Origin of the sequence: Apilactobacillus kunkeei (genome assembly GCF_001421115.1) — a bacterium.
GTDB classification, from domain to species: domain Bacteria; phylum Bacillota; class Bacilli; order Lactobacillales; family Lactobacillaceae; genus Apilactobacillus; species Apilactobacillus kunkeei_F.
The window spans coordinates 48,954-74,517 of sequence record NZ_JXCW01000006.1; the positions used below are offsets into that span (position 1 = coordinate 48,954).

Below are 25,564 nucleotides of genomic sequence, written 5' to 3' on the forward strand. Positions count from 1 at the left end.
AAAAAGAAATGATTATAATCAAATATAATTAAATATTAATCTTCGTAGCCGTGTGGGTGCTTTTGAGTCCAAGTCCATGCACTAGCTATGATGTCTTCAACGTTGTCATGTTGAGGTTTCCATCCTAGTACTTCACGGGCCTTAGTTGATTCAGCAACTAAGGTACTTGGATCACCGGCTCTTCTTGGTGCATCTTCGGCAGGAATTTCCTTACCGGTTACCTTACGAGCAGTTTCTAGCATTTCTCTGTTTGAGAAACCAGTTGATGAACCTAGGTTAAATGCTTCTGAGTCTCCACCCTTCATTAATCTGTCTAGGGCTAGGATATGAGCATCTGCTAGATCGACAACATGGACATAGTCACGAACGTTAGTACCATCTTTGGTTGGGTAGTCTGTACCAAAGATTTGTAGCTTATCACGAGTGCCTTGAGCAACTTGTAGGATGATTGGGATTAAGTGAGTTTCTGGACCGTGGTCTTCACCGATTGATCCGTCCATCTTAGCTCCACCAACGTTAAAGTAACGTAATGCGGTGTACTTGATGCCATATGCAACGTCAGCCCACTTCATCATCTTTTCCATCATTAACTTACTTTCACCATAAGGATTGGTAGGAACTTGAGAGTCAGTTTCCTTAACTGGAATGCTTTCAGGTTCTCCGTAAGTAGCGGCGGTAGAAGAGAAGATAATGTTGTTAACGTTGTGTCTTTGCATTGCTTCTAGTAGAGTAATCATTCCACCAGTGTTGTTGTCAAAGTACTTCAATGGCTTTTCCATTGATTCTGGAACGATAGAATTAGCGGCAAAGTGGATAATTCCATCAATCTTTTCGTTATCAAAGATTTTATCAAGGAAGTGAGCATCTCTGATGTCTCCTTCGTAGAACTTTGCTTTTTTGTTGACACTAGCTAAGTGTCCAGTTGCTAGGTTATCTGCAACGACAACATCGTAGCCTTTTTCAATTAAACGATCTACGGTGTGAGAACCGATGTAGCCGGCTCCACCTGGTACTAAAATTGCCATATAAGAATACTCCTTTTAAATTGCTTATACCTTCATTATCAATCAGAAACCTTAAAAATTCAATAAATTCCAGAAAAAAAGACGCGGTATTATACCGCGTCTTTTAGTTGTTTTATTAGTCGTTTTCGTACTTCTTGAATACAAGAACTGCGTTGTGACCACCAAAACCAAATGAGTTTGAAATTTCGTAGTTAACTGGTGACTTCTTGTTGTCTTCGTTTACTAGTTCTACTTCAACTTCTGGATCGATGTTCTTAACACCGTAGTTAACTGGCATTTGTTGACGCTGTAATGCACCAACCATGATAACGGCTTCTAGTGAACCAGCAGCACCTAGAGCATGACCAGTCATACCCTTTGTACTACTTACCTTGATGTGGTCGTTGTCAGCAAATACTTTCTTGATAGCTTGTGATTCAGCTGAATCGTTAGCATGAGTACTTGTTCCGTGAGCGTTAACGTAGTCAACGTCCTTAGGATCAACGTTAGCATCCTTAAGAGCTAACTTCATAGCATCAACAGCACCTGAACCGTCAGGTCTTGGAGCAGTTAAGTGGTATGCATCTGAGTTAGTACCGTAACCAACAACTTCGGCTAAGATATTAGCACCACGAGCTTTGGCATGTTCTAGTTCTTCAAGCACTAAAGTACCGGCACCTTCACCCATAACGAATCCATTTCTGTCCTTATCGAATGGAATTGAACCATCTTCTACTTTTTCTGAAGTTGAAAGAGCTGATAAAGCTGCGAAACCAGCAATACCTAATTCGTTAACTGAGGCTTCTGAACCACCAGTAATCATCATCTTGGCTTTACCAAAACGAATGTAGTCAAATGCATCACCAATTGCGTTAGTACCTGATGAACAAGCAGTAACGATAGCTTGAGAAGTGTTTCTAGCATTTAAGTTAATTGAAATGTTACCAGCAGCCATGTTAATGATTGAGTTAGGAACGAAGAATGGAGATACACGACCTGGACCCTTCTTTGACATCTTAATAGCTTGTTCTTGGATAGTTGTTAAACCACCAATACCTGAACCATAGATAACACCTAATTCATCTGGATCAAATTCGCCTTCTTTTAGGCCAGCTTGTTCCATAGCTTCGTAAGCTGAGTATAGAGCGTAACGTGAGAAGTCATCCATACGTTTTGAAATCTTCTTGTCGATACGTTCTAGCGGATCAAAATCTTTAACTTCGGCAGCTAGAGTAACACCAGTTTCTGAAGCATCAAACTTTGAAATTGGAGCAATACCTGTCTTTGAAGCAAAAATATTGTCTAAAAATGTATTAGCGTCGTTACCCAAAGGACTAACGGCACCAATACCTGTAATTACAACACGCTTTTCCATAGAGTTATCCTCCTTATTTACGTTTTACGTCTGGAACGATAAATGTTAGTTGAGCTGAACAAGCCTTCTTGTCGCCAACGTAAGCAGTACAGTCAACTTGTCCCATGTTCTTCTTTTGTTTACCCATAGTAACTTCGAAACGTACAACGTCACCAGGTTTAACCATCTTTCTGAACTTAGCACCCTTAATTTCACCAAGGTAAGCAGTCTTATCCTTGTATTGTTCACTCTTCAAAATAAGAATTGAAGCAGTTTGAGCCATAGTTTCGATGATTAAAACACCAGGCATAACTGGGTTTCCAGGGAAGTGACCTTGGAAATAGTTTTCGTTGATAGTAACGTTCTTGGTAGCAACTACCTTTTCACCAGGGATTAATTCATCAACCTTATCGATGTATAGAATTGGGTATCTGTTTGGAATTAAATCCATAATTTCTGTTGTATTTAAAACACTCACAATAAGCACTCCTCTTATAATTCAAAATTTTAACAATTAAACGTCTTTTATTAATCTAATTTATGATCCTAATCCAATAGGATTATTGATTACCTCTTCATCTAGTTTTGATATCTAGATGAACTAATCAACATAAATAAGTTTAACAATTACCATACTAAGTTACAACGTACAAGACTCTTTTTATTAATTAAAATAAATAAAACGTTGTCATAGCGGTGTTTTACGTATATTTCCTTATGTGACACATGGTTGAATGTATATCTATTTTGCCGTTTTTTCATTAGAAATCATCTAATTATCATGATTTGATTCGTTTAATGTTTGAGCATCCCATTACCCCGGAAAATCATTTAACGGCAGATATTAATCCTCATATGTAGCAAGGGTTCCAACGTAACCATCAGCTACCTCAATATCAGTTAATTTAATTTTACGATCTAATCGTTTAGCAGATTTCTTGGTATCAACATCAATGTCGACACTCTTAACCTTACCAGATAAACCAGTACCGACTAATTTTAATGCTGCTTCCTTGATTGTCCATAACTTAAGGGTTTCATTCCCTTCTACTGATTCGTCTAGATTACTTAAGTAATTTAGTTCGTTATCAGTAAACGCACTAGTAATTCGTTTGTAAGTAAATGGACGCAACTTCTCAATGTCTACTCCAACCTCTTGATCAGAAACCGCTAAGATTACTAAATCATATGAGTTTGAAATATTATATTGAAATTGCTTTGATTTTAGAAATGGTTTGCCATGATCACCGTAGTAGAAAAGGTCACCATGCAATAATTCATCAATACTAATTCCCATGTAATCTGCCAGCATCAAATTACCTACAATTGCTTGACGTTTATTATACTTAGTAAAATCAACATCAGCCTTCTTGAAGATTTCTTGGTACTTTGGATTTTGAATAGAATCGATAAAAATTTCTGTATTATTAAGCAAGTAAATGAACACCCTTATCAGCGTAAATCAAGTCACCAGTAACACCTGATGATAGGTTACTCATTAGGAATGTTGCAACGTCACCAACTTGGTGGATGTCAACAGCTTCACCGTCAACAGTTCTTGCTTCTGATTCCTTCAATAGGTCACCGTGGTTCTTGATACCAGTAACAGCTAGAGTCTTGATGGCACCAGCTGAGATAGCGTTAACACGGATCTTCTTAGGACCTAAGTCTGAAGCTAGGTATCTAACGTTAGCTTCTAGAGCAGCCTTAGCAACACCCATCATGTTGTATGAAGGGATAGCACGAGTTGAACCCATGTAAGTTAGAGTAGCAATACTACCTTGTGGGTTCATAACACGACTTGCGTAACGTGATACTGAGATTAGTGAGTAAGCTGAAACGTCTTGAGCTAAGTTGTAACCATCTTTCTTAACATCAATAACGCCACCTTCAAGAGTTTCCTTGTCAGCGTAAGCAATGGCATGAATAACACCATCGATGTTACCAAATTTAGCTTGAATGTCTTGGAAAGTCTTTTCAACGTTTGCATCTTCAGAAACGTCACATTCAATCATTTCAGTTCCTTCAGGAACAAGCTTGTCTAATTGACGCTTTAATCTTTCATTTTGGTAAGTAATGATAACTTGAGCACCGTTATCCATTAGTGACTTAGCACAACCCCAGGCAATACTACGTTTGTTAGCAACACCCATAACAACAATTGTTTTTCCATCTAATAAGTTTGACATTATGATTTGGCCTCCTAAAATATACAAATCAATTAAATTACATTAGTTGAATTTACGGTAACGTTCGTGACGTTGGGCCAATAATTCTTCTTTAGGTAATTTGTTAAGTTCATTAATTTTTTCAATTAAAGCTTCTTTGAAGTTTTGCATTGATTTTGCATCTTTGACTTCGGGAATAATCTTATCAATGATTTCATTGTCTAATAGTTCCTTTGGTGTAAGTTGCATTTGTTCAGCAGCTTCTGCTGCCTTACTTGAATCTTTCCACAAGATTGTGGCGTAGCCTTCAGGTGATAGCACTGAGTAGATACTATCTTCTAAGGCCCAAACGGTGTCACCGACAGCTAGAGCTAAGGCTCCACCGCTTCCCCCTTCACCTACGATAACACTGATGTATGGCACTTTTAACTTAAGTCCTTGCATGATTGATTGAGCAATCATGTAACCTTGACCCTTGTATTCAGCGTCCATACCAGGATATGCACCAGGTGTATTAATCAAGTTAATGATTGGACGGTTAAACTTTTCCGCTTGTTTCATCAAACGTAAAGCTTTTCTGTATCCAGAAGGTTCAGCTGAACCGAAATGTCTTTCGATATTTTCGTCAGTGTCGTTACCCTTTTGGATACTTGTAATGGTAACTGGTTGACCAGCAATAGTTCCGATACCAGCATATACTGCAGGATCATCGCTGTAAGCACGGTCACCGTGTAGTTCCATAAAGTCATCAGTAATTCCAGCAACTAGGTCTTGGATACTAATCTTATCAGCACTTCTAGCCGCTAAAACACGATCGTATGCTTTTCCCATAATACTAATATCCCCCTAATTCCAAGCCAATAACTTGGCTAATACTGATTTCATTTCATCTCTTTTAACAATGGCATCTAAGAAACCATTCTTAAGTAGAGTTTCTGCACGTTGGAAATCCTTTGGTGGACGTTGTTGAATTGTCTTTTCGATAACTCGACGACCAGCAAAACCGATTAATGTGTGTGGTTCAGAGATATTGATATCTCCTTCCATGGCATAACTAGCAGTAACCCCACCGGTAGTAGGATCAGTTAGTACAGAAATGTATAGCAATCCTTTTTCGGCGTGATCAGATACCGCTTGTGATACCTTAGCCATTTGCATTAATGAGTGGATTCCTTCTTGCATTCTGGCACCACCAGAACATGAGAAGACAACTACTGGTAAGTTCTTTTCGGTTGCTTGTTCGAATAATCTAGCAAGCTTTTCACCAGTGGCTGTACCTAAACTCCCCATGATGAAACGAGAATCCATTACACCTAGGGCAAATTCAGTATCACCAATCTTGGCAAAACCGGTTTGAACACTTTCGTTTAGGTCAGTGGCCTTCTTTGACTTTTCAAGCTTTCCAGCGTACTTTTCGTCGCCTAAGAAACGCTTTGGTGCACTAATTTCAGAATCGATTGGTGTGAATTCATCTACAGTCATGTTGATTCTTTCTTGTGCGCCAAGTCTAAAACCATAACCACAGTTAGGACATAGCTTGTATCCCCCTAACTTCTTGTTGTAAAAGCTTTCTTCACAAACTGGACATTTGATAAACAAATGATCTGGAACTTTGTCCATTAGAGTTTGTAAATCTTTGGTTTCTTCTGATTTATTATTCTTCAACGTTTTTCAACCACTCTTTCAAGAATGATTTTTCAATGTATAGATTATTGAAATCTGAATCATTGAAATGTTTGTCTTGTAACAAATCATTTAGGAATTGACGGTTAGTCTTAACTCCATCAACCTTAAATTCATTAATTACTCTTCTCATTTTTACGACAGCCTGAGGCTTGTCAGGCATATGTACAATGATTTTAGCAATCATTGAATCATAGAAAGGAGAAATGGTGTCACCTTGTTCAACACCTGAGTCAATACGAACACCCTTAGTTCCGAATGGGAAGTTAACCTTACGAAGAGTACCTGGTGCTGGTAAGAAACCATGTGCAGGGTCTTCGGCGTTAATACGGCATTCGATTGCGTAACTATCTACCTTGATGTCATCTTGTGTGAATGGTAATGCTTCACCTGCGGCAACTTGGATTTGAGCTTTGATTAATTGAACTCCAGCAACTTCTTCAGAAACTGTATGTTCAACTTGTAATCTAGTGTTCATTTCCATGAAGTAGAAATTGTTGGTCTTTTCGTCCAATAGGAATTCGAAAGTACCAGTGTTTTCGTAACCAATTTCCTTAGTTGCTTTGGCAACAAGCTTACCTAGATAATCACGTTGAGATTGAGAAACTTCCATACATGGGGTTTCTTCAATAATCTTTTGGTGACCTCTTTGTAGAGAACAGTCACGTTCAGGGAAGTAAACAACATTTCCCTTTTGATCAGCGATAACTTGCATTTCAATATGCTTAGCATCACTTAAATCTTTTTCCATGTACAATGAATCGTCATTGTATGAAATTCTCGCTTCACGCTTGGTAGTGTTAAAGATTTCCTTTAATGCTTCTTCATCGTCACATTCACGAATACCTTTACCACCACCACCGGCAGCAGCTTTAAGCATAACCGGATAACCAATTTCATCCGCTAGTTTTAAAGCATCTTCTAGAGTATCAATGGAGCCATCTGAACCAGGAATGGTTGGTACTCCACTGTTCTTCATCGCTGCCTTGGCATGAGATTTATTTCCCATTAAATCAATTACTTTTGAACTTGGTCCAATGAACTTAATTGAACATTTTTCGCAAAGTTCAGCAAATTCAGCGTTTTCAGATAAAAATCCGTAACCGGGGTGAATAGCTTCTGATCCAGTTAAAATTGCAGCGTCAATCACTGCAGCCATGTTCAAGTATGATTCGTTTGGTTGTGGACCACCAATACATACTGATTCGTCGGCTAATTTAACGAACATGCTATCCTTGTCGGCAGTTGAATAAACGGCAACAGCTTTAATGTCCATCTCATGAAGTGCTCTTATGATTTGCACCGCGATTTCACCACGGTTAGCAATTAATACCTTTTTAAACATTTCACTCATCCTTTATGAACTTATTCAATTGCAAAGATTAAAGTACCTTCACAAATAACTTCGCCATCTCTAGTAACTGTTCCATGACCTTCACCAATGTTTCTCTTTAGCTTTGTCATTTCAACAGCTAGTTCCAACTTGTCGCCTGGTCTAAAGCTGTCTTTGTAAGTAGCTTCTTTGATACCACCAAAGAAAACATTATGTCCTTTGTATTCAGGCATTGATAGTAATGCGCAAACTCCAGTTTGAGCTAACATTTCCATCGCGATGGGTCTTGGCATTCCAAATTCAAGATGTTGCTTTGAGAAGAACCATTCGTTAACAGTTAAAAGCTTTTCAGCCTTTGCACCTTCACCAGGTCTTACTTCAATAATCTTGTCTAACATTTGAAATGGGAATCTTTGAGGAATGAAATCTTGTACGTTATAGTCCAAAATTAGTCCTCCTCAATTTCAAAAATTGGTTGATCGTATTCAACCATGTCACCATTTTCAGCAACCTTCTTAGTAATAGTTCCAGAAACGGGACTCTTAACTTCGTTGATAACCTTCATGGCTTCGATTACACAAACAGTGTCGCCCTTCTTAACGTGATCGCCCACTTTTTTGTAGACTGGTTTTTCAGGACTTGGGGCAAAGTATACGATTCCAACAAGTGGAGCCTTAATCTTTGCACCTGAAGCTGCTGGTTTAGCAGCTGGTTGTTCACTTGCAGTTGCGCCAGCAGCTGGAGCTGGTTGAGCAACGTTTTGTACTGCAGCGTGTTCTAACTTACTGAAGTATAAGTCAGTACCATCATCGGCAGTAATCTTAAATTCTTTCATGCTGGACTTGTCGAACTTGTCCATTAACTTTTCAATGTCTTTTTGTTCCATGTTTTTATATCTCCTGTTAATTAAGAATGTTCTTACTTAACTTTGATTACATAGTTAATCCACCGTCAACGGTGATTACTTGTCCATTCATGTATTCGTTTTTGATTAAGAATTCAACAACTTGAGCAACTTCGTCTGGAGTACCAAAACGTTTTGCTGGGATCTTTTCTTCCCAATCTGCGATGTAACTGTCGCCTAGTTTAGCTGTCATAGCAGTCTTAATCATACCTGGAGCAACCGCATTACAACGGATTCCACGTAGAGCACCTTCTTGGGCTGTAGTCTTAGTTAAACCTACGATACCGGCCTTAGTAGATGAATAGTTAGCTTGACCTAAGTTACCGTGTAGACCTGCAATACTTGAAAGGTTGATAATGCAACCCTTACGAGCTCTTTGCATCTTCTTCATAGCAAACTTAGTCATGTTAAATACACCAAACAAGTTAGTGTCTAATACTTGTTTGAATGAATCACCCTTCATTCTAGTTAATAGAGTGTCTTGGGTAATACCGGCATTGTTAACCAATACGTCTAGTTTGCCGTATTTTTCAATAACACTGTCAATCATTGCTTTAGCGTCATCTTCTGAAGCAACGTCTCCAACCAATACATCAATTTCTGAATCGAAGTTAGCTTGGAAAGCTTTCAATTCTTCTTCATTCAATTGACGGTGTGAGTTAGCGATTACGATATTGTTTTCATCCTTAGCTAGACGAACTGCGTCAGCTAAACCTAATCCCTTAGTTGCACCAGTGATTAGAATTACTTGTTTTTCGTTATTTTCCATAATTATTCTCCTAACTTATCTAATAAGGCATCTAGAGTTTCAACACTTTCTACATTGTATGTATCAGCCTTTAATGTCTTTTTAGCAAGCTTACTTAGCGTATTTCCTGGACCGATTTCGATAAAAGCGTCAATGTTTTTGTCTTCTAATGAAGCAACATCTTGCATGAAGTGTGTTGGATTGATTAGTTGGTTAACTAATGTTTCCTTGATGGTGTCCTTAGCAAATGGTTTTACGGTAGTATTACTGATTACATCTACTTGAGGTTCATCAAATTCGACACTTTCAAGACGTTTAGCTAATTGATCTGACGCAGGTTGCATCAATGGAGTATGTGAAGCGACAGCAACTTGTAGTGGAACCACACGTTTTGCACCCTTTTCCTTCAATACTTCCATGGCGTTTTGAACCCCTTCTTTAGTACCACCAATAACAACTTGTGACTTGTTGTTGTAGTTAGCTGGGTAAACGTCATCAATTTCATCACAAACGCTCTTCACAAAATCAGGGCTAAGACCCAATACAGCAGCCATAGAACCTGGATTTTGCTTACCTGCTTCATCCATGTAATGTGAGCGATCGTGTACTAGCTTTAGCCCTGATTTAAAAGATAGTGCTTTAGCAGCAACTAAAGCACTATACTCGCCTAAACTCAATCCCATCATTGCAACAGGTTTCTCTATTTTGTCTTCTAAAATACGATGAATAGCTACACTCATCGTCAAAATAGCGATTTGAGTATTATTAGGATTATCAAAAATTTCCGGATCAGCTAAGTTTAAATTCAATGTTTCTGAGGCCTCGTCAATTGTACGTTTGTACACAGGGTTTGACTTATACAAATCCTGTCCCATTTCCTTAAATTGACTACCTTGGCCACTAAATAGATAACAAATATTCAAACTTAAACACTCCTAGTTAATTAAAACTAATTATTATTCTTCAACTTTACCAGCAACGTAGTCAACTAATTGTTGTACAGTTGCGATGTCGTTGTCACTGTCAATTTCGATGTCGTATTCGTCTTCTAGAGCATCGATGATTTCAAATAAGTCTAAACTGTCTAGGTCTAGTTCTTCTTTGAAGTTAGTGTCCATCTTGATGTCTTCAGCCTTAACGTCTGATTGATCTACAACGATTTCTTTTACCTTGTCAAAAATTGCGTTCTTGTCTGCCATAATATAATTCACTCCATATATAAAATTAAAATAATAAATTAATACCTTAAAATAATAGTTCCTGTGGTTAGGCCACCACCGAAACCAGAAAGGGCGATAATATCTCCCTTAGCTATTAAACCATTTTCCATCATTTCTGACAACAAAATAGGTTCACTAGCTGCAGAGGTGTTCCCATAAAGATTAATATTGATAGGGAATTTGTCCTTACTAACGCCTAATTTACGGGCTACTGATTTAATAATTCGAGCGTTAGCTTGATGTAACACAAAGTGATTTATGTCACTTAACTCAATCCCAGCTTTTTCTGCTGCTTCTTTAATTGATAATGGAACATTCTTGGTTGCGAAGTTAAATACTTCTCTACCATCCATATGCAAATAACGATCTGTGTCGTCATCATCTCGTGGTCCAAATGTTTCATTTCCCAATATATGACCAGCAAGAAGAGCTTCTCTTCTATCTCCATAATTCTTCAAGTTACTGGATAATACTTCTCCATCACCTTGGTTCGAAACTAGCATTCCACCAGCACCATCCCCGAATAATACGGCGGTGGTTCTGTCCTCCCAGTTAATCAAGTTACTCATTTTTTCTGAACCAATTACCATCCCTAAAGCGTTAGGCTTTAGTTCAAATAACGAGTGCATAATATGAGTAGCGAAAACAAATCCAGAGCACGCAGCACTGATATCAAATGCAACAGCATTCTTAGCACCAACAATACCTTGAACTGCAGAAGCAGTTGATGGCATATGGTAGTCTCCAGACATCGTAGCTACAATGATAAAATCAATATCATTCGCATCAACGTTTCCGTTCTTAAGTAATTGCGAAGCAACCTCAGCACTTAAAGAAGTGTTAGTTTCCTTAGTGGCGATTCGGCGTTGCTTAATCCCGGTTCTTTTACTGATCCATTCATCAGAAGTATCCATGATTTTAGCTAAATCGTCATTGGTAACTATCTTTTCAGGAACAGCTTTAGCAGTAGCTAAAATTGAAAAACTGCTCATGATATCTCCTCTAAACTGAATTTAGTTTACTTTCTCGATAGTATCCATAAAATACCACTCATTTATTTTTAATTAATTTCCCCTTTTTTTCAACTGATAATAACTCATATCGACGTCTTGTTAACGAAGAAACATTGATATATCAACGGTTTAGGTATACTTTCCATCCATATTTTTAAAAGTTACGCATTATATATTATGTAACTCATTAAACATTGGTGTTTCTTATAAAATTAAAAAGCCACCTATAATAGGTGGCTTTTTATTATTTATTATTTGATTACTTTGTAAACTTCATCCATTGGTTGGCGTTTCTTTGGAGTGATGTCTTGATCACGGTAACCGAAACCAGCCATTACTGAAACACCCCATTCTTTAGGATCTAAGATACCCTTTTCAGTTAGGATATCTTCAATCTTTGAACGGTTGAATCCTTCAATCGCACAACTGTCGATATCTAATTCAGCTGCAGCAGTCATCATGTTAGCTAATGCAATGTAAGTTTGTTTGCATGCCCAGTCGAATTGCTTTCTGTCATCAGTTAAATCAAATTGGGTCTTTTGGAAGTCATCGAACTTCTTTGAGAATGGTGAGTCAGGTGCAAAGTGGTGACCACTAACATCTTCAGTAATGTGTTGAACATACTTACTTGTGGCAGTAATACCCTTCTTAGCCAAAATAATTAAGAAGTGGCTAGCACCATTTAGACTATTTTGAGCACCCCAGGCATCTTCATAGATGTCTTTTTTTACATCTTCATTTTCAATTAAAAGGAACTTCCATGGTGAAAAACCAAAGGCACTAGGTGAAAGTCTGCCAACTTCCATAATTGTGTCCCAATCCTTGTCAGAAATCTTCTTATCAGCGTCGAACTTCTTTGTAGCGTAACGACGGTGAGCAGTTTTAATAATTTCTTCGTTTTTATCCATTATTATCTACCTCTTTTACGTATATAGTAGATGTAACTTAACATAAAGATTTATTTAAGTTCAACAATATACACTTAACATAAGCGTAATAAAATTGACGCGCTATGCTGATTTAACTATACTTAAAATGTAATTTAAATAAGTTTATTGGAGACTTTATTATGAACGCACAAGACTTATATCAAAAATGGGTTAATCAACCCAACCTAAATGAATCCGTAAAACATGACCTAGCAAAAATCGCTAATAATAATGAAGAAATTAACGATGCTTTTGGTACTAACATGTCATTTGGTACTGCCGGTATGCGTGGATTAATTGGTGCTGGTATCAACAGAATGAATATCTACACCGTTAGACAAGCTACCGAAGGTCTAGCATCTTACATGGATACATTAGATGAAGAATCAAAAAAACGTGGTGTTGCCATTAGTTTTGATTCAAGATATCACTCAAAAGAATTCGCATATGAAGCTGCTCGAGTATTAGGACAACACAACATCAAATCTTACGTGTTTGATGATATTCGACCTACTCCTGAATTATCATTTGCAATTAGACACCTAAATACTTTTGCCGGTGTTATGATTACTGCCAGTCATAATCCAATGCAATATAATGGATACAAAATCTACGGTCAAGATGGTGGTCAAATGCCACCAAAGGCTTCTGACATGATTACCGACTACGTCAGAAAAGCCGAAGATGTATTTGCAATCGACGTTGCTGACGTAAAAGACTTAAGAGATAAACAACTTCTATCAGTTGTTGGTGAAGACGTTGATGATGCCTACCTAGCAAACGTCAAGACAGTTAACGTTAACCACGACCTAATTAGAGAAGTTGGTAAGGAATTAAAATTCGTTTACACACCTCTTCACGGTACAGGTAAAATCATCTGTCGTCGTGCTTTAGATAATGTTGGTTTTAAGAACTATTCATTAGTTAAGGAACAAGCAATTGCTGATCCAGAATTTCCAACAGTGGACTTCCCTAATCCAGAATTCCCAGAAGCATTTAACTATGCTATCAAATTAGGTAACGAAGAAAACGCCGACGTTTTAATTGCCACCGACCCTGATGCTGACCGTTTAGGTGCTGCCGTAAGGCAACCAGATGGTTCATACGAACTAATGACCGGTAACCAAATCGCCTCAGTGCTATTGGATTACATCCTAACTGCCAAGAAGAACGCCAACGACCTACCAGCTGATGGAACCGTCGTTAAATCAATCGTATCTACCGAACTAGCAACTAAGATTGCTAACAACTACGGTGTTGAAATGCAAAACGTTCTTACTGGATTCAAGTACATCGCTGAAAAGATTAAGGACTTCGAAGAAAACAAAGATCACACTTTCCTATTTGGTTTTGAAGAAAGCTTTGGTTACCTAATTAAGCCTTTCGTTCGTGATAAGGATGCTATCCAATCAACTGTATTACTTGCTGAAGTTGCTGCTTACTACAAGCAAAAAGGCCAAACATTATACGATGGTCTTCAATCAATCTACAAGAAATACGGTTATCATGAAGAAAAGACCATCTCAAAGACCTTTAGTGGTATTGAAGGAAAAGAGAAGATGGCAAACATCATGAACGAACTACGTTCAAACCCATTAAACGAATTCAACAACCAAAAAGTCGAATCGCTAGAAGACTTCCAAACTTCTACCAAGACTAACGCTGATGGTTCTACTGAAACAATTGAACTACCAGAAGCTAACGTATTAAAATATTGGCTTGATGATGGTACATGGTTTGCCATCCGTCCTTCAGGAACAGAACCAAAGATTAAGTTCTACTTAGGAACTGTTGATGATTCTGCTGATGCTGTTAACAACAAACTAAAGACATATGAAAATGCCGTCGATCAATTAATTGAACAACTCGTCTAACCAAAAAGCGTTATTAACATAATGTTAATAACGCTTTTTTGTGTTTCGTGATAGAATGTTAATATAAATTCAAGTCGAAAGGAAATTTCCATGAGAAAGCAAACATTCTCTGTTGAAATTGAGGCCAATCCAGGCGATTTGCGACAAATGAAACATTATTTGCATAAATGGCAACCTGATTTTGTTTCAATTAGCAATCTTAGTCGCTACTCATATGAAGAAATGGTCCAATGTGCCAGATACATTCAAACGGATTTACACATTCCTGTTATCATCCACTTAACCGGATTAACGCATACAAAAGAACAAATCAAAAAAGCTTTTAATGAATTAATGGACTTAAACATTCGTAACTTCTTATTAGTTCGTGGAAACATCCATCACAACATGCATATCGAGGATGATTTCAATTACGCTAGTGATTTGATCAAATATGTGAATCAACTAGACACGGATTCGAAAATTAATGTTTTCGCTGGTTGTTATCCAGACATTCACGTACTCGCTGACTCACTTACAGAAGACATCGAGTATTTAAAAGAAAAGGTGAATTCCGGAGTCGATAGCCTAATATCATTAATGTGTTTTGATAATAAACGCATTTATAAGTTTCTAGATAAGTCCCGAGAATACGGCATCAACATCCCAATTCGCATTGGAATCATGCCCATCACAGACTCCTTTAAGAGACATTACCTAGCACACAACGACGTCAAGATGCCCGAATTATTCGAAAAAGATGATAATCTACTTGAAAATGGTATCGACTATGCCGTTAACCAAATCAACGATTTATATCAACATGATGTCAACGGAATTCATCTATATACGCACAATGATTGGATGGTATCCGATCGAGTATTTGAAAGCATCAAGCAAAACCTATAAAGGAGCGTCATCCAATGGAAAACAGTAATGCTGCTGACAATAAGCTTGCACCAACCAAGCAACTTACTGACGAACAATCTCGCCTAGTCGAACAAATCAAACAATTTGCCATCGACCACTTAAATGACGATACCCATGCTGTCTTTACCATCTACGGTGATGCCGGAACTGGTAAGTCCGTTATTTTAAGTAAGTTATTCTACGACATTCAACAAATGGTGCATGAAAAAAGCAGTCCGTTATATCAAACTAATAACTATTTCTTGGTTAACCATCCCGAAATCTTAAAGGTTTACAAGAAGATGGCCGGAAGTCAGGACAATGTCTTAAAGAAGAACTTTAATCGCCCCACTTCCTTTATTAACCAAAACGATAAGAACCATCAAGATGTGGATATCACAATTATTGATGAAGCCCATCTATTATTATCACGTGGTGATCACTACAATAATTTCTATTACGACAACCAACTATCTGAAATCATCAAACGTTCTCAAATCACCATTTTGGTATTTGACCATCGCCAAGTCCTTAGAACCAAATCGTTTTGGAACTTGGAAAGATTACACCACATCATTGACCCATATACCAACGGTGAATACCATCTTACTCATCAATTCAGAATGACCGCCAGTGATTCACTAGTTAAGTGGATTAACACCTTTACTGATGGTAAGCTAACCCCGCTTCCCGCTGACGCAAAAAAAGATTACGATTTTCGTATCTTTGATAATGCTGAGGAAATGCGAAAGGCTATCTTTGCTAGAAACCAGGAAGTCGGCCTTTCTCGCATCGTTTCTACTTCTGGATATCCATCAACACTAGATGGTGGTAAACACTATGTAACTGAACCAGACTTCAAGATGCCGTGGGATCAATATAACTACACGCAAACTCCATGGGCAGAAATTCCAGAAACCGTTAACGAGGTCGGTTCCATGTTCACATGCCAAGGCTTTGATTTGAACTACGTTGGAGTCATCCTAGGGCCACCAATCTACTTGGATGGTGATAACGTCCACGTGGAAATGAGTAAGTTCACCGATGTGGAATCTCTCAAGAAACGCAAGGACATGGCTGATCCTGTCGAGTTTGAAAAGATTAAGGAACAATTGGTATTAAACTCAGCCAACGTCTTATTAAAACGTGGTGTGAAAGGTTTATACATCTTCGTTCATAACCAAGAACTACGCAAACGTCTCTTAGACGACTACAAAAAGTTATAAAAAAAGCCACTCAGATAATCATTTCCGGGTGGCTTTTTTGCATAAACTGATATAATTGTTTCAATTAAGTTTTTTGGAGGGGAAAATATGAAATACTCGCTTAACTGGGATTTAGATTCAATCTTTGCCGGGGGATTACATGGTAAAGAATTAACTGATAAATTAGCTGTCATCGGCGAATCCATCGAAACATTTCGTAAAGCCATCAATGACTACGATTTCGATGACGATGACGCGCAATTCTCTAGATTTTCAGCACTAACCGACTTCTTACAAAAAATTCAGGCCGGAATTATTCAAGCTTCAATGTACATAAACGGTAAGCATTCCGATGATGTAAACAATGAAGAAGTTCCACCAATGATTGATAAGGTTCAATCATTAGACGTTAAAGCGGCCCAAATCGCCCAACTACTTCAAAAGAAGCTAGCCGATTTATCAGACGACCGTTTCAACGAACTAATCAAACAACCTGGTCTAGATACTATCGCCTTTTCTTTGAAGGAAAACAGACACTTCGGAAAAGAACTATTGGATGACACCCAAGAAACCATTATTTCAGAAATGAACCTAGAAGGTCTAAGCTCATGGTCCAACCATTACAGCACATTAATTGCTGGCGTTAATGTTGACTTTAGAGACGAGGACGGCAACCATAAAACACTATCAGCTGGTCAAGCCGATAACGAAATCTTAGGTAATGCCGATGCCAAGTACCGTCAAGACTTGATGCCAAAATGGGAAGCTGCCTTTGAAGACAAGCAAAACCTATTTGCTGACACCTTAAATCACCTATCAGGTAGTCGCCTTCTAGACTACAAATTCCATGGTACTGACGACTTCTTGAAGTACCCATTAGAACTTAACCGCATGTCAAAGGAAACCCTTGATACCATGTGGAAAGTCGTTGACGACAACAAGGACGTCTTGATTAAGTTCTTAAATCGCAAGGCCCAATTAATCGGCAAGGACAAGATTGGCTGGGAAGATGTCGCTGCCCCAATCAACATGGGCAACGAAAAATCAAAGACATTCACCTATGATGAAGCTGCCGAATTCATCATTAAACAATTCAACAGTTTCTCACCTAAAATGGCTAAACTAGCTCAAAAAGCGTTTGAAAACAGATGGATTGAAGCAGAAAACCGTCCAGGCAAGGAACCCGGCGGATACATGCAAGACCTACCAGAAACTGGCGAAGCTAGAATTTTTCTAACATTCACCGGTTCACCAAACGATGCATCAACCATCGCCCACGAACTAGGTCATGCCTTCCACAGTAGCGTGATGAACGATCTACCTTACTTCCGCCAAGACTACGCAATGAACGTTGCTGAAACCGCATCAACATTCGGTGAACTAATCGTTTCAGACGCTAACGTCAAGGAAGCAAAGACCGACGAAGAAAGAATTAGCCTACTAAACGCTAAGATGGATAATCCTGTCGCAATGTTTTTAAACATTCGTGCTCGTTTCCTATTTGAAACTCGTTTCTACGAAAGAAGACAAGACGGTGTTCTAACCGCTAATGAAATTAACGACTTAATGCTCCAAGCCCAAAAGGATGCATACGGTGAATCACTATCTACCTACTCACCTCACTTCTGGGCAAGTAAGATGCATTTCTACATCGACGACATTCCTTTCTACAACTTCCCATACACATTCGGTTACCTATTCAGTCTAGGAATTTACGCCAAGGCGCAAACTACCGATGACTTCGAGGATCAATACATTTCATTACTAAGAGATACCGCTAACATGACTACCGAAGAGTTAGCAAGCAAACACCTCGGTGTTGATTTGACCAAACCAGACTTCTGGGAAGCCGGAGTTAAACTAATCAAAAAAGATGTTGATGAATTCATCAAACTAACAGAAAAATATGTATAAAAAAAGAAGCACTCACATCGAGTACTTCTTTTTTAATTAACGAACTACAACGGCCATCTTACCTTCGTAGTTGTATAAACTCATGAATTGAGAAGTTGAAACCCAGAATACTGGATTACTCTTACCGGTCTTGAATTGGTATCTCCATGATGACGGATCTGCCATCTTGAAGAATCCGTTCTTGTATCCAACAACCACTAGAGTGTGTCCTGTGGGTTTTCTCATACGGTATCCAGTGTATGCGATCACTGGGTTACCATGTTTAATTTCATTGATGATTTGGTTCTTTGATGCACCACTGAAATTGTAAACAGTCTTTCTGTAAGTACGACCATACTTAGCTAAAGCTCTTGGGAAAATTGTCCAGTCTTGACTGGTGTTGTTCTTAGCGAATGGGTTTCCTACGAAACCGTAGTTTTGATTGGTAGATCTTGGCATTCTATCTAAGAAGTACTTAATCCCCTTGTTTAAACCAATGCTTTTAGTTGAAAGAGCCATCTTTAAGGCAGTACCCTCACAACCGTTTGGTGCATCGAATGGGAAGTGTTGACTTGTATATACGAAAGGAATTTCGTAGACACTAGTCTTGCTCAAGTCTCTTGAGCTAATCCATCCTTGGTTGATTCCTTGGTAACTAATCTTGTAGTAAACAGCTTTCTTTAATTTAGCTACTTGAGTTAGTTGAACAAGTTGGTTTTGAAGATTGATTTTCTTCATCACCTTAACTCCTTCTTTGTAAGGAGAAACGTAAGTATCTACGTTATTTTTGTTAACGATTCTTGCATTATAGTTTCGCGCTGAACTAATGGTATAGTTCTGACTTTCTGCGTTTGATGTATCAGAATGAGCTACGCCCAATGCGACGATAACTACACCTAAAAACATTACCACACCAAGTGCAGATAATATTTTCTTCATTATGTCTCCACTCCATCCATAAATTATTATTTATATTAATAATATAATACAAACTAATTTCAAATGCTTAGAATAAACTGTTCTGTAAATAAGTTTTAACATTTTGGTAACATTTTTGATATTTTATTAAAAAAAGACGTGATTATTAAAATAATCACGTCTTTTTTACTATATTAGTATAATTCTTCGACTTGTTTTTGAACGTCTGGATGATTTACGAAATCATCATAGTGGGTGTCAGCTCTTTGAACCATCCCTTTATCAGACACTTCAATAATGTGATCAGCGATAGTTTGAACAAACTCTCTATCGTGAGAAGTAAAGATTAAAGATCCATCGAATGGAATTAAAGCATCGTTTAGTGCAGTAATTGATTCCATGTCTAAGTGGTTAGTAGGATCATCTAGCATCAATACGTTACCCTTTTGTAGCATCATCTTGGATAACATACAACGAACCTTTTCTCCCCCTGATAATACCTTGATTTGTTTTTGGATATTATCACCAGAGAATAACATTCTACCTAGGAAACTACGTAGGAATGGATCATCACTTTCTTCTTTAGAAGCGAATTGTCTTAACCAATCAATGATAGTTAATGAATCGTCTTCGAAATCAGAGTTGATGTTCTTTGGCATGTAACTAGTACGAGTAGTTTGACCCCATACTACTTCACCTTCATCTGGTTCCATCTTGCCGGCTAAGATTTGCATTAATACAGTAGTAGCAACGTCGCTTCTACTAATGATGGCAGTCTTTTCACCTGGACGTAGAGTAAATGTGATGTTATCTAAGATTTTTTTACCATCAATTGTCTTTGAAACACCCTTTACAGAAACTAAGTCGTTTCCTAAATCACGTTCTTTTTCAAACTTGATGAATGGGTATTTACGTGATGATGGTTGGATATCATCTAAAGTAATCTTGTCTAATTGTTTCTTTCTAGAAGTAGCTTGTTTTGACTTAGAAGCGTTAGCAGAGAATCGAGCGATAAATTCTTTCAATTCTTTGATTTGGTCTTCCTTCTTAGCATTGGCGTCTTGGCGCATCTTAGCTGCTAGTTGACTTGATTTCAACCAGAAGTCGTAGTTACCAACGTATAGTGAAATCTTCTTAAAGTCAACGTCACACATCATGGTACATACTTGGTTTAAGAAGTATCTATCATGGGATACAACAATGGCAATGTTTTCGTAATCAGCCAAGAAGTCTTGTAGCCATTCAATGGTATGATTATCCAAACCATTGGTAGGTTCATCAAGAAGTAGGATATCTGGGTTACCGAATAAAGCTTGAGCTAATAAGACCTTCACCTTTTGTCCTTCAGAAAGTTCACTCATCTTTTCGTAGTGTAGTGATTCATCAATTCCCACGCTTTGTAGCAATTGTGATGCATCGGCTTCGGCGTTCCATCCGTCCATTTCGGCGAATTCACCTTCTAATTCAGCAGCCTTAACACCATCTTCATCAGAAAAGTCTTCCTTAGCGTATAAGGCATCTTTTTCCTTCATGATTTTGTATAGCTTTTCGTGTCCTTGAATTACAGTATCTAGAACTTCGCAATCTTCAAAGCCATAGTGATCTTGGTTTAAACTAGAAATTCGTTCATTCTTACCGATTGAGATACTACCACTAGTGGGTTCAATCTTTCCTTCTAGCATTTTTAGAAAAGTTGATTTACCAGCACCATTGGCCCCGATAACCCCATAACAGTTACCAGGTGTGAATTTTAGGTTTACATCTTCATATAGTTTTTTACCAGAAAAATGTAATCCCATATTAGTTACAGTTATCATTTCATACCTCCATCCAATCAATTAAGATAAAAAGGGCCCTTGTTTCTCAATTGAATCAAGGGCGTTTTTATTTATTGATTCTATTAATAACTCAGATAACCATATCATATGAAAACTACTTAGACAAGTTAATTATTATAGAACGGTGTTAATGTCGCTACTTCCGCTTGTGATTTCATAAATGTGGTTAATGGTCTTGTCATCGTGTAATACAGCCACGACGAAGTTAGCAACATCTCTTCTAGGAATGTTCATGCCAGCTACTCGTTTTTCGATTACATCGACCTTACCTGTTTCTTCATCGTTAGTTAAAGCTGATGGTCTAACAATGGTGTATTCTAGGCCACTATTTCTTAGTTCAACGTCTGCATAGTGCTTTGCGATGTAGTAACCATGCAAACCAGAATCTGCCCAGAAGCTTCTGTCGTCAGCACCCATAGCACTGACCATGACGTAGCGAGTAATGCCAGCTTGCTTAGCGGCTAGCATTGACTTTACGGCACCGTCTAAATCGATAATCAATGTTTGATCATCTCCGGTAGCACCACCTGAACCAGCTGAGAAGACAATCTTATCAATGGCGTTATCAGTGTAAACATTGGCCATGTCTTCAATTGTGCCATTCAAATCAAAGATAACCGGTGAAACGTTTGCCATATCCTTGTATTCGGCGAATTGCTTGTCACTTCTGACTCCGGCAAAAACATTATCCCCTGTTTTACCTATCTTTTCTACCATATGAATACCTACGTGGCCATGGGCCCCGATTACTAAAACGTTACTCATTATATTCATCCTTTCCTCACTTACTTATTACTAGTAATTCTATCAAGAATGGCCATGTTCATAAAACGATTTGCTCAAAAAAAGACGACCATCTAGGATAGTCGTCTTTTACCATAATTGTCTTTTATTAAGCGTTTTGTCTTTAATTAATTGTCTTTATTTTCTCTTGTCAATAACAGGAACGTTACCATCAATCATACCTGAGTCACCAGATAGGATTAATGCATTGTACATAACGTCGAATTTCAAGTTTTGTTCTAGGAATGATCCACTGTAGTCTTTGTAGTAGATAGGTCCTAAATCAGAATCCATACTTGCGTTAAAATCTTTGTCTTCTAAATCAGGGTCAACTGCAATCAAGTCAAAAGATGTATCAATCGCACATGAACCTGCGTCAGAGTAGTTTCCAACACCATCATCTAAGCTCAAGAAGAACTTTGCGTCGCCTTGAACTTTGTTTTGAATCTTTTCTTTTGCTGCATCTGTAATAGTTAGTTTCATAAAAATGAACCCCCTTCATTTATATTACAAGTATCTATAATACTCGAATAAAATCTTGTGTCAATAGTTTGTACACGATTTAATTAAATTTTACGCTATTTTTTTATTGGCGATACCAATCATAAATCTTTTTAGCACTGTCATAATCAATATAATGAACTCCTGCAGTTTGCGCAGAATTTCCTTTTCTAATGCGGATAACGATGTGAGCTAGGTTATTTCTCTTCATGAATACGCTAGATTCAAAATGCATGCTTTGAATTTCATGCCATCCAACATAGTAGGTTCTTTGTTTGAATAAGAATCCATTGGATACAATCAGGTAATCATCCTTAGTCTTTCCTGTTAATCCAATTGAAGTAACCCAGTACTTAAAGTATGCATTACCCATAGTGTAAAAGAAAGTAAAAACACCGATTACAACTAACGAATATACTAATGTTGTCCATCCGACAAAGTAAATCACGATTGGTATGACCAACAATATCCAATCAAAATTCCTGAAGAATAACCAGATTGATTGTTTACGAGAATTGAATTTTTCGACCGTTTTTAATGGTATCCACTCAAAAAAATCATTCATCATATCAGAGTACTTATCTGCGTTTAGAATTGGTAAGACCACTGCTTGTGATGATTCTTCGTCACTACCATCTGAGGCCATGATAATCTTGACAGTCATAATCTTTAGTAGTTTGCCCATCACATTTTGTTCGATTAAAACACTTTGAATTCTATCGGTGGATAGTCGCACCTTGTTTCTTGTAAATAATCCCTTTTCATATTCAAGATACTTTCCCTCTTTTACCAAGGTAAAATCATAGAATTGAAACATCGTGTAGATAAATGATAATAATAACGCGATTATAATCGCCATGATTGAAAAAGCAATCAAACTAATCATGTTGGAGCCAAATCCCTTTTGGTAGATGCTAATAGCGAAGCCTAGGACTGCACCATGGGTGATATGGGCAATCAAAAACATCGTAATGAAGACCCTAAAGCTAGTAAAGGTATATAGCGCAATGTATTTAGTAGAAATCTTGTATTGAGCATAACCCTTCTTCTTAGTTATCTCTTGTTCTGGCTTATCCTCAACCTTTTCAACTTCAGGTTGTTTTACATCATCATCATTAGCATCAACATCTTGGTTTTGGTATTGTTTGTGCTTTTCTTCTAAAACCCTACCAACATATGTCCTAACCTCACTTAAAATAATTTGATCATGAGAACCACTCTTGCTAGCGTTGTTAATTTGTAGTTTTTCAACGTCAAATGGTCTAAATAAAAAGTACTGACTGTGTTCAATTGATTGAATTCTAGCGAATGGAACGTGGATAACCTTTTTGAAGATGACACCCTTTTTAATCACAATTTGCTTATCTTCAATCGAATAGGTGAAGCAAAGATATGAAAGGATGTCCCATACTATCGTAATAATTACGAATATAATCCCTAATTTAAAGCTATCGATGTGTAATGGATCACTGATAAATGAAGCTAAGAAAATCGCTATCAAGATGTCTTGAAGACGATTCACTAAGTTTAGTGGACTTAGATGTTTATCTTGCATTTCTGGCCTCCATCGCTAATCTCATCACTTTGGTCTTAATGTTTTCTGATTCTTCCTTAGTTACTGCAGCAATTTCATGGCTGTCAGCAGAAGTATAAATACTAATCTTGTATAGTTTCTTATGTCTTAGAATTGGACCTTGTTCGATATCAACGTTTTGCACACGGGCAATCGGAACGGTGGCTTGTTCTCTAAAGATAAAACCAATTTTGATTTCAACGCGATCTTCATGGATAGAATATTGATGAAAAGCATAGCGGTATGGAATTGAAACCATGTCCACTAGTGCCCACACCACTAAAATGGTACCTAATACCGGCAAGATGTATTCAACATACTTCCAGTCTAGATGTTTCACGACGATTGTAGCGACGGTAAAGATGATTATTTCGACGATAATGGTAATAATGGCCGAGTATAGCCATACTGTTTTGACACTCTCAGGTAGTTTCTTCATTTATATTCTCTCCTCGATGTTTCTATTTTAATCTCTCTCTAAATCTAGTAACAAGTTGTTGAAATCAGCTAGCTTGCGGTAGCCTTCTGAATAGTCGACATTTAGAAGGCGATGAGTTGGAATAATCAAAATTAATGGATTAGTCACTACTGCATCCCTAACATCGGCCTCCTTGAAGTCATATGTATCACAGAACTCTTTGATATCCATGGTGTCGCCATAATCGATATCATTAATTTTTTGATAGATTTGTTCATTTAATTCGCTAGTTGATAAATCGACTGGTACCTCAAAGTGTTTGCGGGTGCCATCGATGTATTCGCGAAGTTGAATTTTGTATTCTTCTGTTTCCTTACGATTAAATACGAATTCCGCATCTAATTTAGGATAAAAGTTATAAATATTGGAAATTCCTGTATTGGGGTTATTAATGAAGTTAATCCCATTTCTGGTACAGGTAAAATAGATTTTTTGCTTTTGGTATTCGACTTGATCCCAGTATAGTTTTTCCATTGGTATCCTTCCTAATTTCTAGTATTATTAATATCTTACCATAACTTAGTTTGGGTTTTAGACAAAAAAAGACACGACGCAATGTCGTGTCTTTTAAAGTATTAAGCTACTCGAGCGTAGCCAACTTCATGCCACCAAGGAACATGAATCTTTTCTGTTACAACTCCACGGTTTTGTGCATCAATCATTCTGTCATGACCAATGTAGATACCTACGTGGTAAATGTTACTGCGGCTAGTACCAAAGAATACTAGATCACCCTTCTTAACATGCTTTCTACTTACATGTCTGTTGGTGTTGTATTGCATTTGGGCTGTTCTTGCCAAGTATTTGTGTTCACCATGACGGTAAGCATATTGGGTAAAACCAGAACAGTCAAAACTATATGGACCCACGGCACCATATACATATGGGTGACCTAACTTACTTGAAGCTGATCTATATAGACTTGAGAATCCTGACTTACGAGCCTTCTTATGTGTAGCCTTCTTAACAACCTTGCGTGCCTTCTTCTTAGCAGCTGGTTTCTTGTAGGCCACCTTCTTGGCTTTCTTCTTATGCTTAGGCTTCTTTGCGACGTGACGTTTCTTAGCCTTCTTCTTTTTGTATACCTTATGTGTTCTCTTATGATGAACTTTGCTAGCGCTTGCGTTGGTAACATCGGTTGCAAACAATGTAGCCATCGCCAAAACAGTCAACATTATTAACATGATTGTTTTTTTCGTTTTTGTTTTGTTCATAGCACTTTATTCCCCGCTTTTAAAAATTTTATACTTTCTTAAC

Annotated in this window: 27 protein-coding genes; 4 read left to right on the plus strand and 23 right to left on the minus strand. The window is 37.7% G+C overall.

What is annotated here, in order from left to right:
- Positions 1-35 precede the first annotated feature (35 nt).
- The 15 genes from galE to RZ55_RS05750 form a co-directional block, all read right to left on the minus strand.
- Positions 36-1,025, minus strand: a complete 990-nt coding sequence (gene galE / locus RZ55_RS05680) for a UDP-glucose 4-epimerase GalE (RefSeq protein ID WP_057175950.1) — start codon at positions 1,023-1,025, stop codon at positions 36-38.
- 115 nt (positions 1,026-1,140) lie between these two features.
- Positions 1,141-2,379: a beta-ketoacyl-ACP synthase II gene (fabF, locus tag RZ55_RS05685; RefSeq protein WP_034532428.1), complete on the minus strand. Its 1,239-nt coding sequence runs from the start codon at positions 2,377-2,379 to the stop codon at positions 1,141-1,143.
- A gap of 13 nt (positions 2,380-2,392) precedes the next feature.
- A complete protein-coding gene (gene fabZ / locus RZ55_RS05690) occupies positions 2,393-2,836 on the minus strand; it encodes a 3-hydroxyacyl-ACP dehydratase FabZ (RefSeq protein ID WP_034532426.1) in 444 nt (147 codons plus the stop codon).
- Between the two features lie 366 nt (positions 2,837-3,202).
- Positions 3,203-3,793 (minus strand): 4'-phosphopantetheinyl transferase family protein, encoded by a 591-nt coding sequence (locus RZ55_RS05695; RefSeq protein ID WP_057175951.1) that lies wholly within the window; start codon positions 3,791-3,793, stop codon positions 3,203-3,205.
- Complete coding sequence (gene fabI, locus RZ55_RS05700) at positions 3,786-4,547, minus strand: enoyl-ACP reductase FabI (RefSeq protein WP_034532423.1); 762 nt, start codon at positions 4,545-4,547, stop codon at positions 3,786-3,788. Before fabI ends, RZ55_RS05695 begins: the two co-directional genes overlap by 8 nt.
- 42 nt (positions 4,548-4,589) lie before the next feature.
- Positions 4,590-5,357 (minus strand): carboxyltransferase subunit alpha, encoded by a 768-nt coding sequence (gene accA, locus RZ55_RS05705; RefSeq protein WP_034532422.1) that lies wholly within the window; start codon positions 5,355-5,357, stop codon positions 4,590-4,592.
- Between the two features lie 15 nt (positions 5,358-5,372).
- The gene (locus RZ55_RS05710; protein ID WP_171823259.1) at positions 5,373-6,191 is read right to left on the minus strand and encodes an acetyl-CoA carboxylase carboxyltransferase subunit beta; all 819 of its coding nucleotides are present in this window, start codon (positions 6,189-6,191) and stop codon (positions 5,373-5,375) included.
- On the minus strand, positions 6,181-7,554 hold the full coding sequence (locus RZ55_RS05715; protein ID WP_054483815.1) for an acetyl-CoA carboxylase biotin carboxylase subunit: 1,374 nt from the start codon (positions 7,552-7,554) through the stop codon (positions 6,181-6,183). The genes RZ55_RS05710 and RZ55_RS05715 overlap by 11 nt, the downstream gene beginning before the upstream one ends.
- Positions 7,555-7,574: 20 nt before the next feature.
- On the minus strand, positions 7,575-7,940 hold the full coding sequence (locus tag RZ55_RS05720) for a 3-hydroxyacyl-ACP dehydratase FabZ family protein (protein ID WP_051592197.1): 366 nt from the start codon (positions 7,938-7,940) through the stop codon (positions 7,575-7,577).
- A 50-nt stretch (positions 7,941-7,990) separates the two neighbouring features.
- Positions 7,991-8,428 carry an acetyl-CoA carboxylase biotin carboxyl carrier protein gene (locus tag RZ55_RS05725; RefSeq protein WP_034532418.1) on the minus strand — a complete coding sequence of 146 codons (438 nt, stop codon included), beginning with the start codon at positions 8,426-8,428 and terminating at the stop codon, positions 7,991-7,993.
- 46 nt (positions 8,429-8,474) lie between these two features.
- On the minus strand, positions 8,475-9,215 hold the full coding sequence (locus tag RZ55_RS05730) for an SDR family oxidoreductase (RefSeq protein ID WP_034532417.1): 741 nt from the start codon (positions 9,213-9,215) through the stop codon (positions 8,475-8,477).
- A 2-nt stretch (positions 9,216-9,217) separates the two neighbouring features.
- Positions 9,218-10,117, minus strand: a complete 900-nt coding sequence (gene fabD, locus RZ55_RS05735; protein WP_034534262.1) for an ACP S-malonyltransferase — start codon at positions 10,115-10,117, stop codon at positions 9,218-9,220.
- A gap of 33 nt (positions 10,118-10,150) precedes the next feature.
- On the minus strand, positions 10,151-10,393 hold the full coding sequence (locus RZ55_RS05740; protein ID WP_034532415.1) for an acyl carrier protein: 243 nt from the start codon (positions 10,391-10,393) through the stop codon (positions 10,151-10,153).
- Positions 10,394-10,431: 38 nt separating this feature from the next.
- Positions 10,432-11,406: a beta-ketoacyl-ACP synthase III gene (locus RZ55_RS05745; RefSeq protein WP_034532414.1), complete on the minus strand. Its 975-nt coding sequence runs from the start codon at positions 11,404-11,406 to the stop codon at positions 10,432-10,434.
- Between the two features lie 272 nt (positions 11,407-11,678).
- A complete protein-coding gene (locus tag RZ55_RS05750; RefSeq protein ID WP_054483817.1) occupies positions 11,679-12,335 on the minus strand; it encodes an NAD(P)H-dependent oxidoreductase in 657 nt (218 codons plus the stop codon).
- A 161-nt stretch (positions 12,336-12,496) separates the two neighbouring features.
- Here RZ55_RS05750 and RZ55_RS05755 point away from each other — a divergent pair, with 161 nt between their 5' ends.
- The 4 genes from RZ55_RS05755 to RZ55_RS05770 all read left to right on the plus strand — a co-directional run bounded on the left by RZ55_RS05755 (position 12,497) and on the right by RZ55_RS05770 (position 18,237).
- On the plus strand, positions 12,497-14,230 hold the full coding sequence (locus tag RZ55_RS05755; protein ID WP_057175952.1) for a phospho-sugar mutase: 1,734 nt from the start codon (positions 12,497-12,499) through the stop codon (positions 14,228-14,230).
- Between the two features lie 90 nt (positions 14,231-14,320).
- Positions 14,321-15,118: a methylenetetrahydrofolate reductase gene (locus RZ55_RS05760; RefSeq protein ID WP_057175953.1), complete on the plus strand. Its 798-nt coding sequence runs from the start codon at positions 14,321-14,323 to the stop codon at positions 15,116-15,118.
- A gap of 14 nt (positions 15,119-15,132) precedes the next feature.
- Positions 15,133-16,344: a DUF2075 domain-containing protein gene (locus RZ55_RS05765; protein ID WP_057175954.1), complete on the plus strand. Its 1,212-nt coding sequence runs from the start codon at positions 15,133-15,135 to the stop codon at positions 16,342-16,344.
- 87 nt (positions 16,345-16,431) lie between these two features.
- Complete coding sequence (locus tag RZ55_RS05770; RefSeq protein WP_057175955.1) at positions 16,432-18,237, plus strand: M3 family oligoendopeptidase; 1,806 nt, start codon at positions 16,432-16,434, stop codon at positions 18,235-18,237.
- Positions 18,238-18,273: 36 nt separating this feature from the next.
- On the opposite strand, the gene RZ55_RS05775 is transcribed toward RZ55_RS05770, so the two are convergent.
- The 8 genes from RZ55_RS05775 to RZ55_RS05810 all read right to left on the minus strand — a co-directional run bounded on the left by RZ55_RS05775 (position 18,274) and on the right by RZ55_RS05810 (position 25,482).
- A complete protein-coding gene (locus RZ55_RS05775; RefSeq protein WP_054483822.1) occupies positions 18,274-19,155 on the minus strand; it encodes a C39 family peptidase in 882 nt (293 codons plus the stop codon).
- Positions 19,156-19,328: 173 nt separating this feature from the next.
- Positions 19,329-20,951, minus strand: a complete 1,623-nt coding sequence (locus tag RZ55_RS05780) for an ABC-F family ATP-binding cassette domain-containing protein (protein ID WP_034532404.1) — start codon at positions 20,949-20,951, stop codon at positions 19,329-19,331.
- Positions 20,952-21,086: 135 nt separating this feature from the next.
- Positions 21,087-21,737, minus strand: a complete 651-nt coding sequence (locus RZ55_RS05785) for an SDR family oxidoreductase (protein WP_057175956.1) — start codon at positions 21,735-21,737, stop codon at positions 21,087-21,089.
- Between the two features lie 156 nt (positions 21,738-21,893).
- Positions 21,894-22,238 (minus strand): iron-sulfur cluster biosynthesis family protein, encoded by a 345-nt coding sequence (locus RZ55_RS05790; RefSeq protein ID WP_034532401.1) that lies wholly within the window; start codon positions 22,236-22,238, stop codon positions 21,894-21,896.
- A 103-nt stretch (positions 22,239-22,341) separates the two neighbouring features.
- Positions 22,342-23,811 (minus strand): PH domain-containing protein, encoded by a 1,470-nt coding sequence (locus tag RZ55_RS05795; protein WP_057175957.1) that lies wholly within the window; start codon positions 23,809-23,811, stop codon positions 22,342-22,344.
- Positions 23,801-24,268, minus strand: a complete 468-nt coding sequence (locus RZ55_RS05800; protein ID WP_057175958.1) for a PH domain-containing protein — start codon at positions 24,266-24,268, stop codon at positions 23,801-23,803. The genes RZ55_RS05795 and RZ55_RS05800 overlap by 11 nt, the downstream gene beginning before the upstream one ends.
- A 27-nt stretch (positions 24,269-24,295) precedes the next feature.
- Positions 24,296-24,781, minus strand: a complete 486-nt coding sequence (locus tag RZ55_RS05805) for an MGMT family protein (protein ID WP_057175959.1) — start codon at positions 24,779-24,781, stop codon at positions 24,296-24,298.
- Between the two features lie 101 nt (positions 24,782-24,882).
- On the minus strand, positions 24,883-25,482 hold the full coding sequence (locus RZ55_RS05810; RefSeq protein WP_241772094.1) for a C40 family peptidase: 600 nt from the start codon (positions 25,480-25,482) through the stop codon (positions 24,883-24,885).
- Positions 25,483-25,564: the final 82 nt, after the last annotated feature.

What these genes read in the sequence shown, in the direction of transcription:
- galE (WP_057175950.1), bottom strand. Translation starts at nt 1,025, where the DNA reads ATGGCAATTTTAGTACCAGGTGGAGCCGGCTACATCGGTTCTCACACC.
- fabF (WP_034532428.1), bottom strand. Translation starts at nt 2,379, where the DNA reads ATGGAAAAGCGTGTTGTAATTACAGGTATTGGTGCCGTTAGTCCTTTG.
- fabI (WP_034532423.1), bottom strand. Translation starts at nt 4,547, where the DNA reads ATGTCAAACTTATTAGATGGAAAAACAATTGTTGTTATGGGTGTTGCT.
- accA (WP_034532422.1), bottom strand. Translation starts at nt 5,357, where the DNA reads ATGGGAAAAGCATACGATCGTGTTTTAGCGGCTAGAAGTGCTGATAAG.
- RZ55_RS05715 (WP_054483815.1), bottom strand. Translation starts at nt 7,554, where the DNA reads ATGTTTAAAAAGGTATTAATTGCTAACCGTGGTGAAATCGCGGTGCAA.
- RZ55_RS05720 (WP_051592197.1), bottom strand. Translation starts at nt 7,940, where the DNA reads ATGTTAGACAAGATTATTGAAGTAAGACCTGGTGAAGGTGCAAAGGCT.
- RZ55_RS05725 (WP_034532418.1), bottom strand. Translation starts at nt 8,428, where the DNA reads ATGGAACAAAAAGACATTGAAAAGTTAATGGACAAGTTCGACAAGTCC.
- RZ55_RS05730 (WP_034532417.1), bottom strand. Translation starts at nt 9,215, where the DNA reads ATGGAAAATAACGAAAAACAAGTAATTCTAATCACTGGTGCAACTAAG.
- RZ55_RS05740 (WP_034532415.1), bottom strand. Translation starts at nt 10,393, where the DNA reads ATGGCAGACAAGAACGCAATTTTTGACAAGGTAAAAGAAATCGTTGTA.
- RZ55_RS05745 (WP_034532414.1), bottom strand. Translation starts at nt 11,406, where the DNA reads ATGAGCAGTTTTTCAATTTTAGCTACTGCTAAAGCTGTTCCTGAAAAG.
- RZ55_RS05750 (WP_054483817.1), bottom strand. Translation starts at nt 12,335, where the DNA reads ATGGATAAAAACGAAGAAATTATTAAAACTGCTCACCGTCGTTACGCT.
- RZ55_RS05755 (WP_057175952.1), top strand. Translation starts at nt 12,497, where the DNA reads ATGAACGCACAAGACTTATATCAAAAATGGGTTAATCAACCCAACCTA.
- RZ55_RS05760 (WP_057175953.1), top strand. Translation starts at nt 14,321, where the DNA reads ATGAGAAAGCAAACATTCTCTGTTGAAATTGAGGCCAATCCAGGCGAT.
- RZ55_RS05765 (WP_057175954.1), top strand. Translation starts at nt 15,133, where the DNA reads ATGGAAAACAGTAATGCTGCTGACAATAAGCTTGCACCAACCAAGCAA.
- RZ55_RS05770 (WP_057175955.1), top strand. Translation starts at nt 16,432, where the DNA reads ATGAAATACTCGCTTAACTGGGATTTAGATTCAATCTTTGCCGGGGGA.
- RZ55_RS05775 (WP_054483822.1), bottom strand. Translation starts at nt 19,155, where the DNA reads ATGAAGAAAATATTATCTGCACTTGGTGTGGTAATGTTTTTAGGTGTA.
- RZ55_RS05780 (WP_034532404.1), bottom strand. Translation starts at nt 20,951, where the DNA reads ATGATAACTGTAACTAATATGGGATTACATTTTTCTGGTAAAAAACTA.
- RZ55_RS05785 (WP_057175956.1), bottom strand. Translation starts at nt 21,737, where the DNA reads ATGAGTAACGTTTTAGTAATCGGGGCCCATGGCCACGTAGGTATTCAT.
- RZ55_RS05790 (WP_034532401.1), bottom strand. Translation starts at nt 22,238, where the DNA reads ATGAAACTAACTATTACAGATGCAGCAAAAGAAAAGATTCAAAACAAA.
- RZ55_RS05795 (WP_057175957.1), bottom strand. Translation starts at nt 23,811, where the DNA reads ATGCAAGATAAACATCTAAGTCCACTAAACTTAGTGAATCGTCTTCAA.
- RZ55_RS05800 (WP_057175958.1), bottom strand. Translation starts at nt 24,268, where the DNA reads ATGAAGAAACTACCTGAGAGTGTCAAAACAGTATGGCTATACTCGGCC.
- RZ55_RS05805 (WP_057175959.1), bottom strand. Translation starts at nt 24,781, where the DNA reads ATGGAAAAACTATACTGGGATCAAGTCGAATACCAAAAGCAAAAAATC.
- RZ55_RS05810 (WP_241772094.1), bottom strand. Translation starts at nt 25,482, where the DNA reads ATGTTGACTGTTTTGGCGATGGCTACATTGTTTGCAACCGATGTTACC.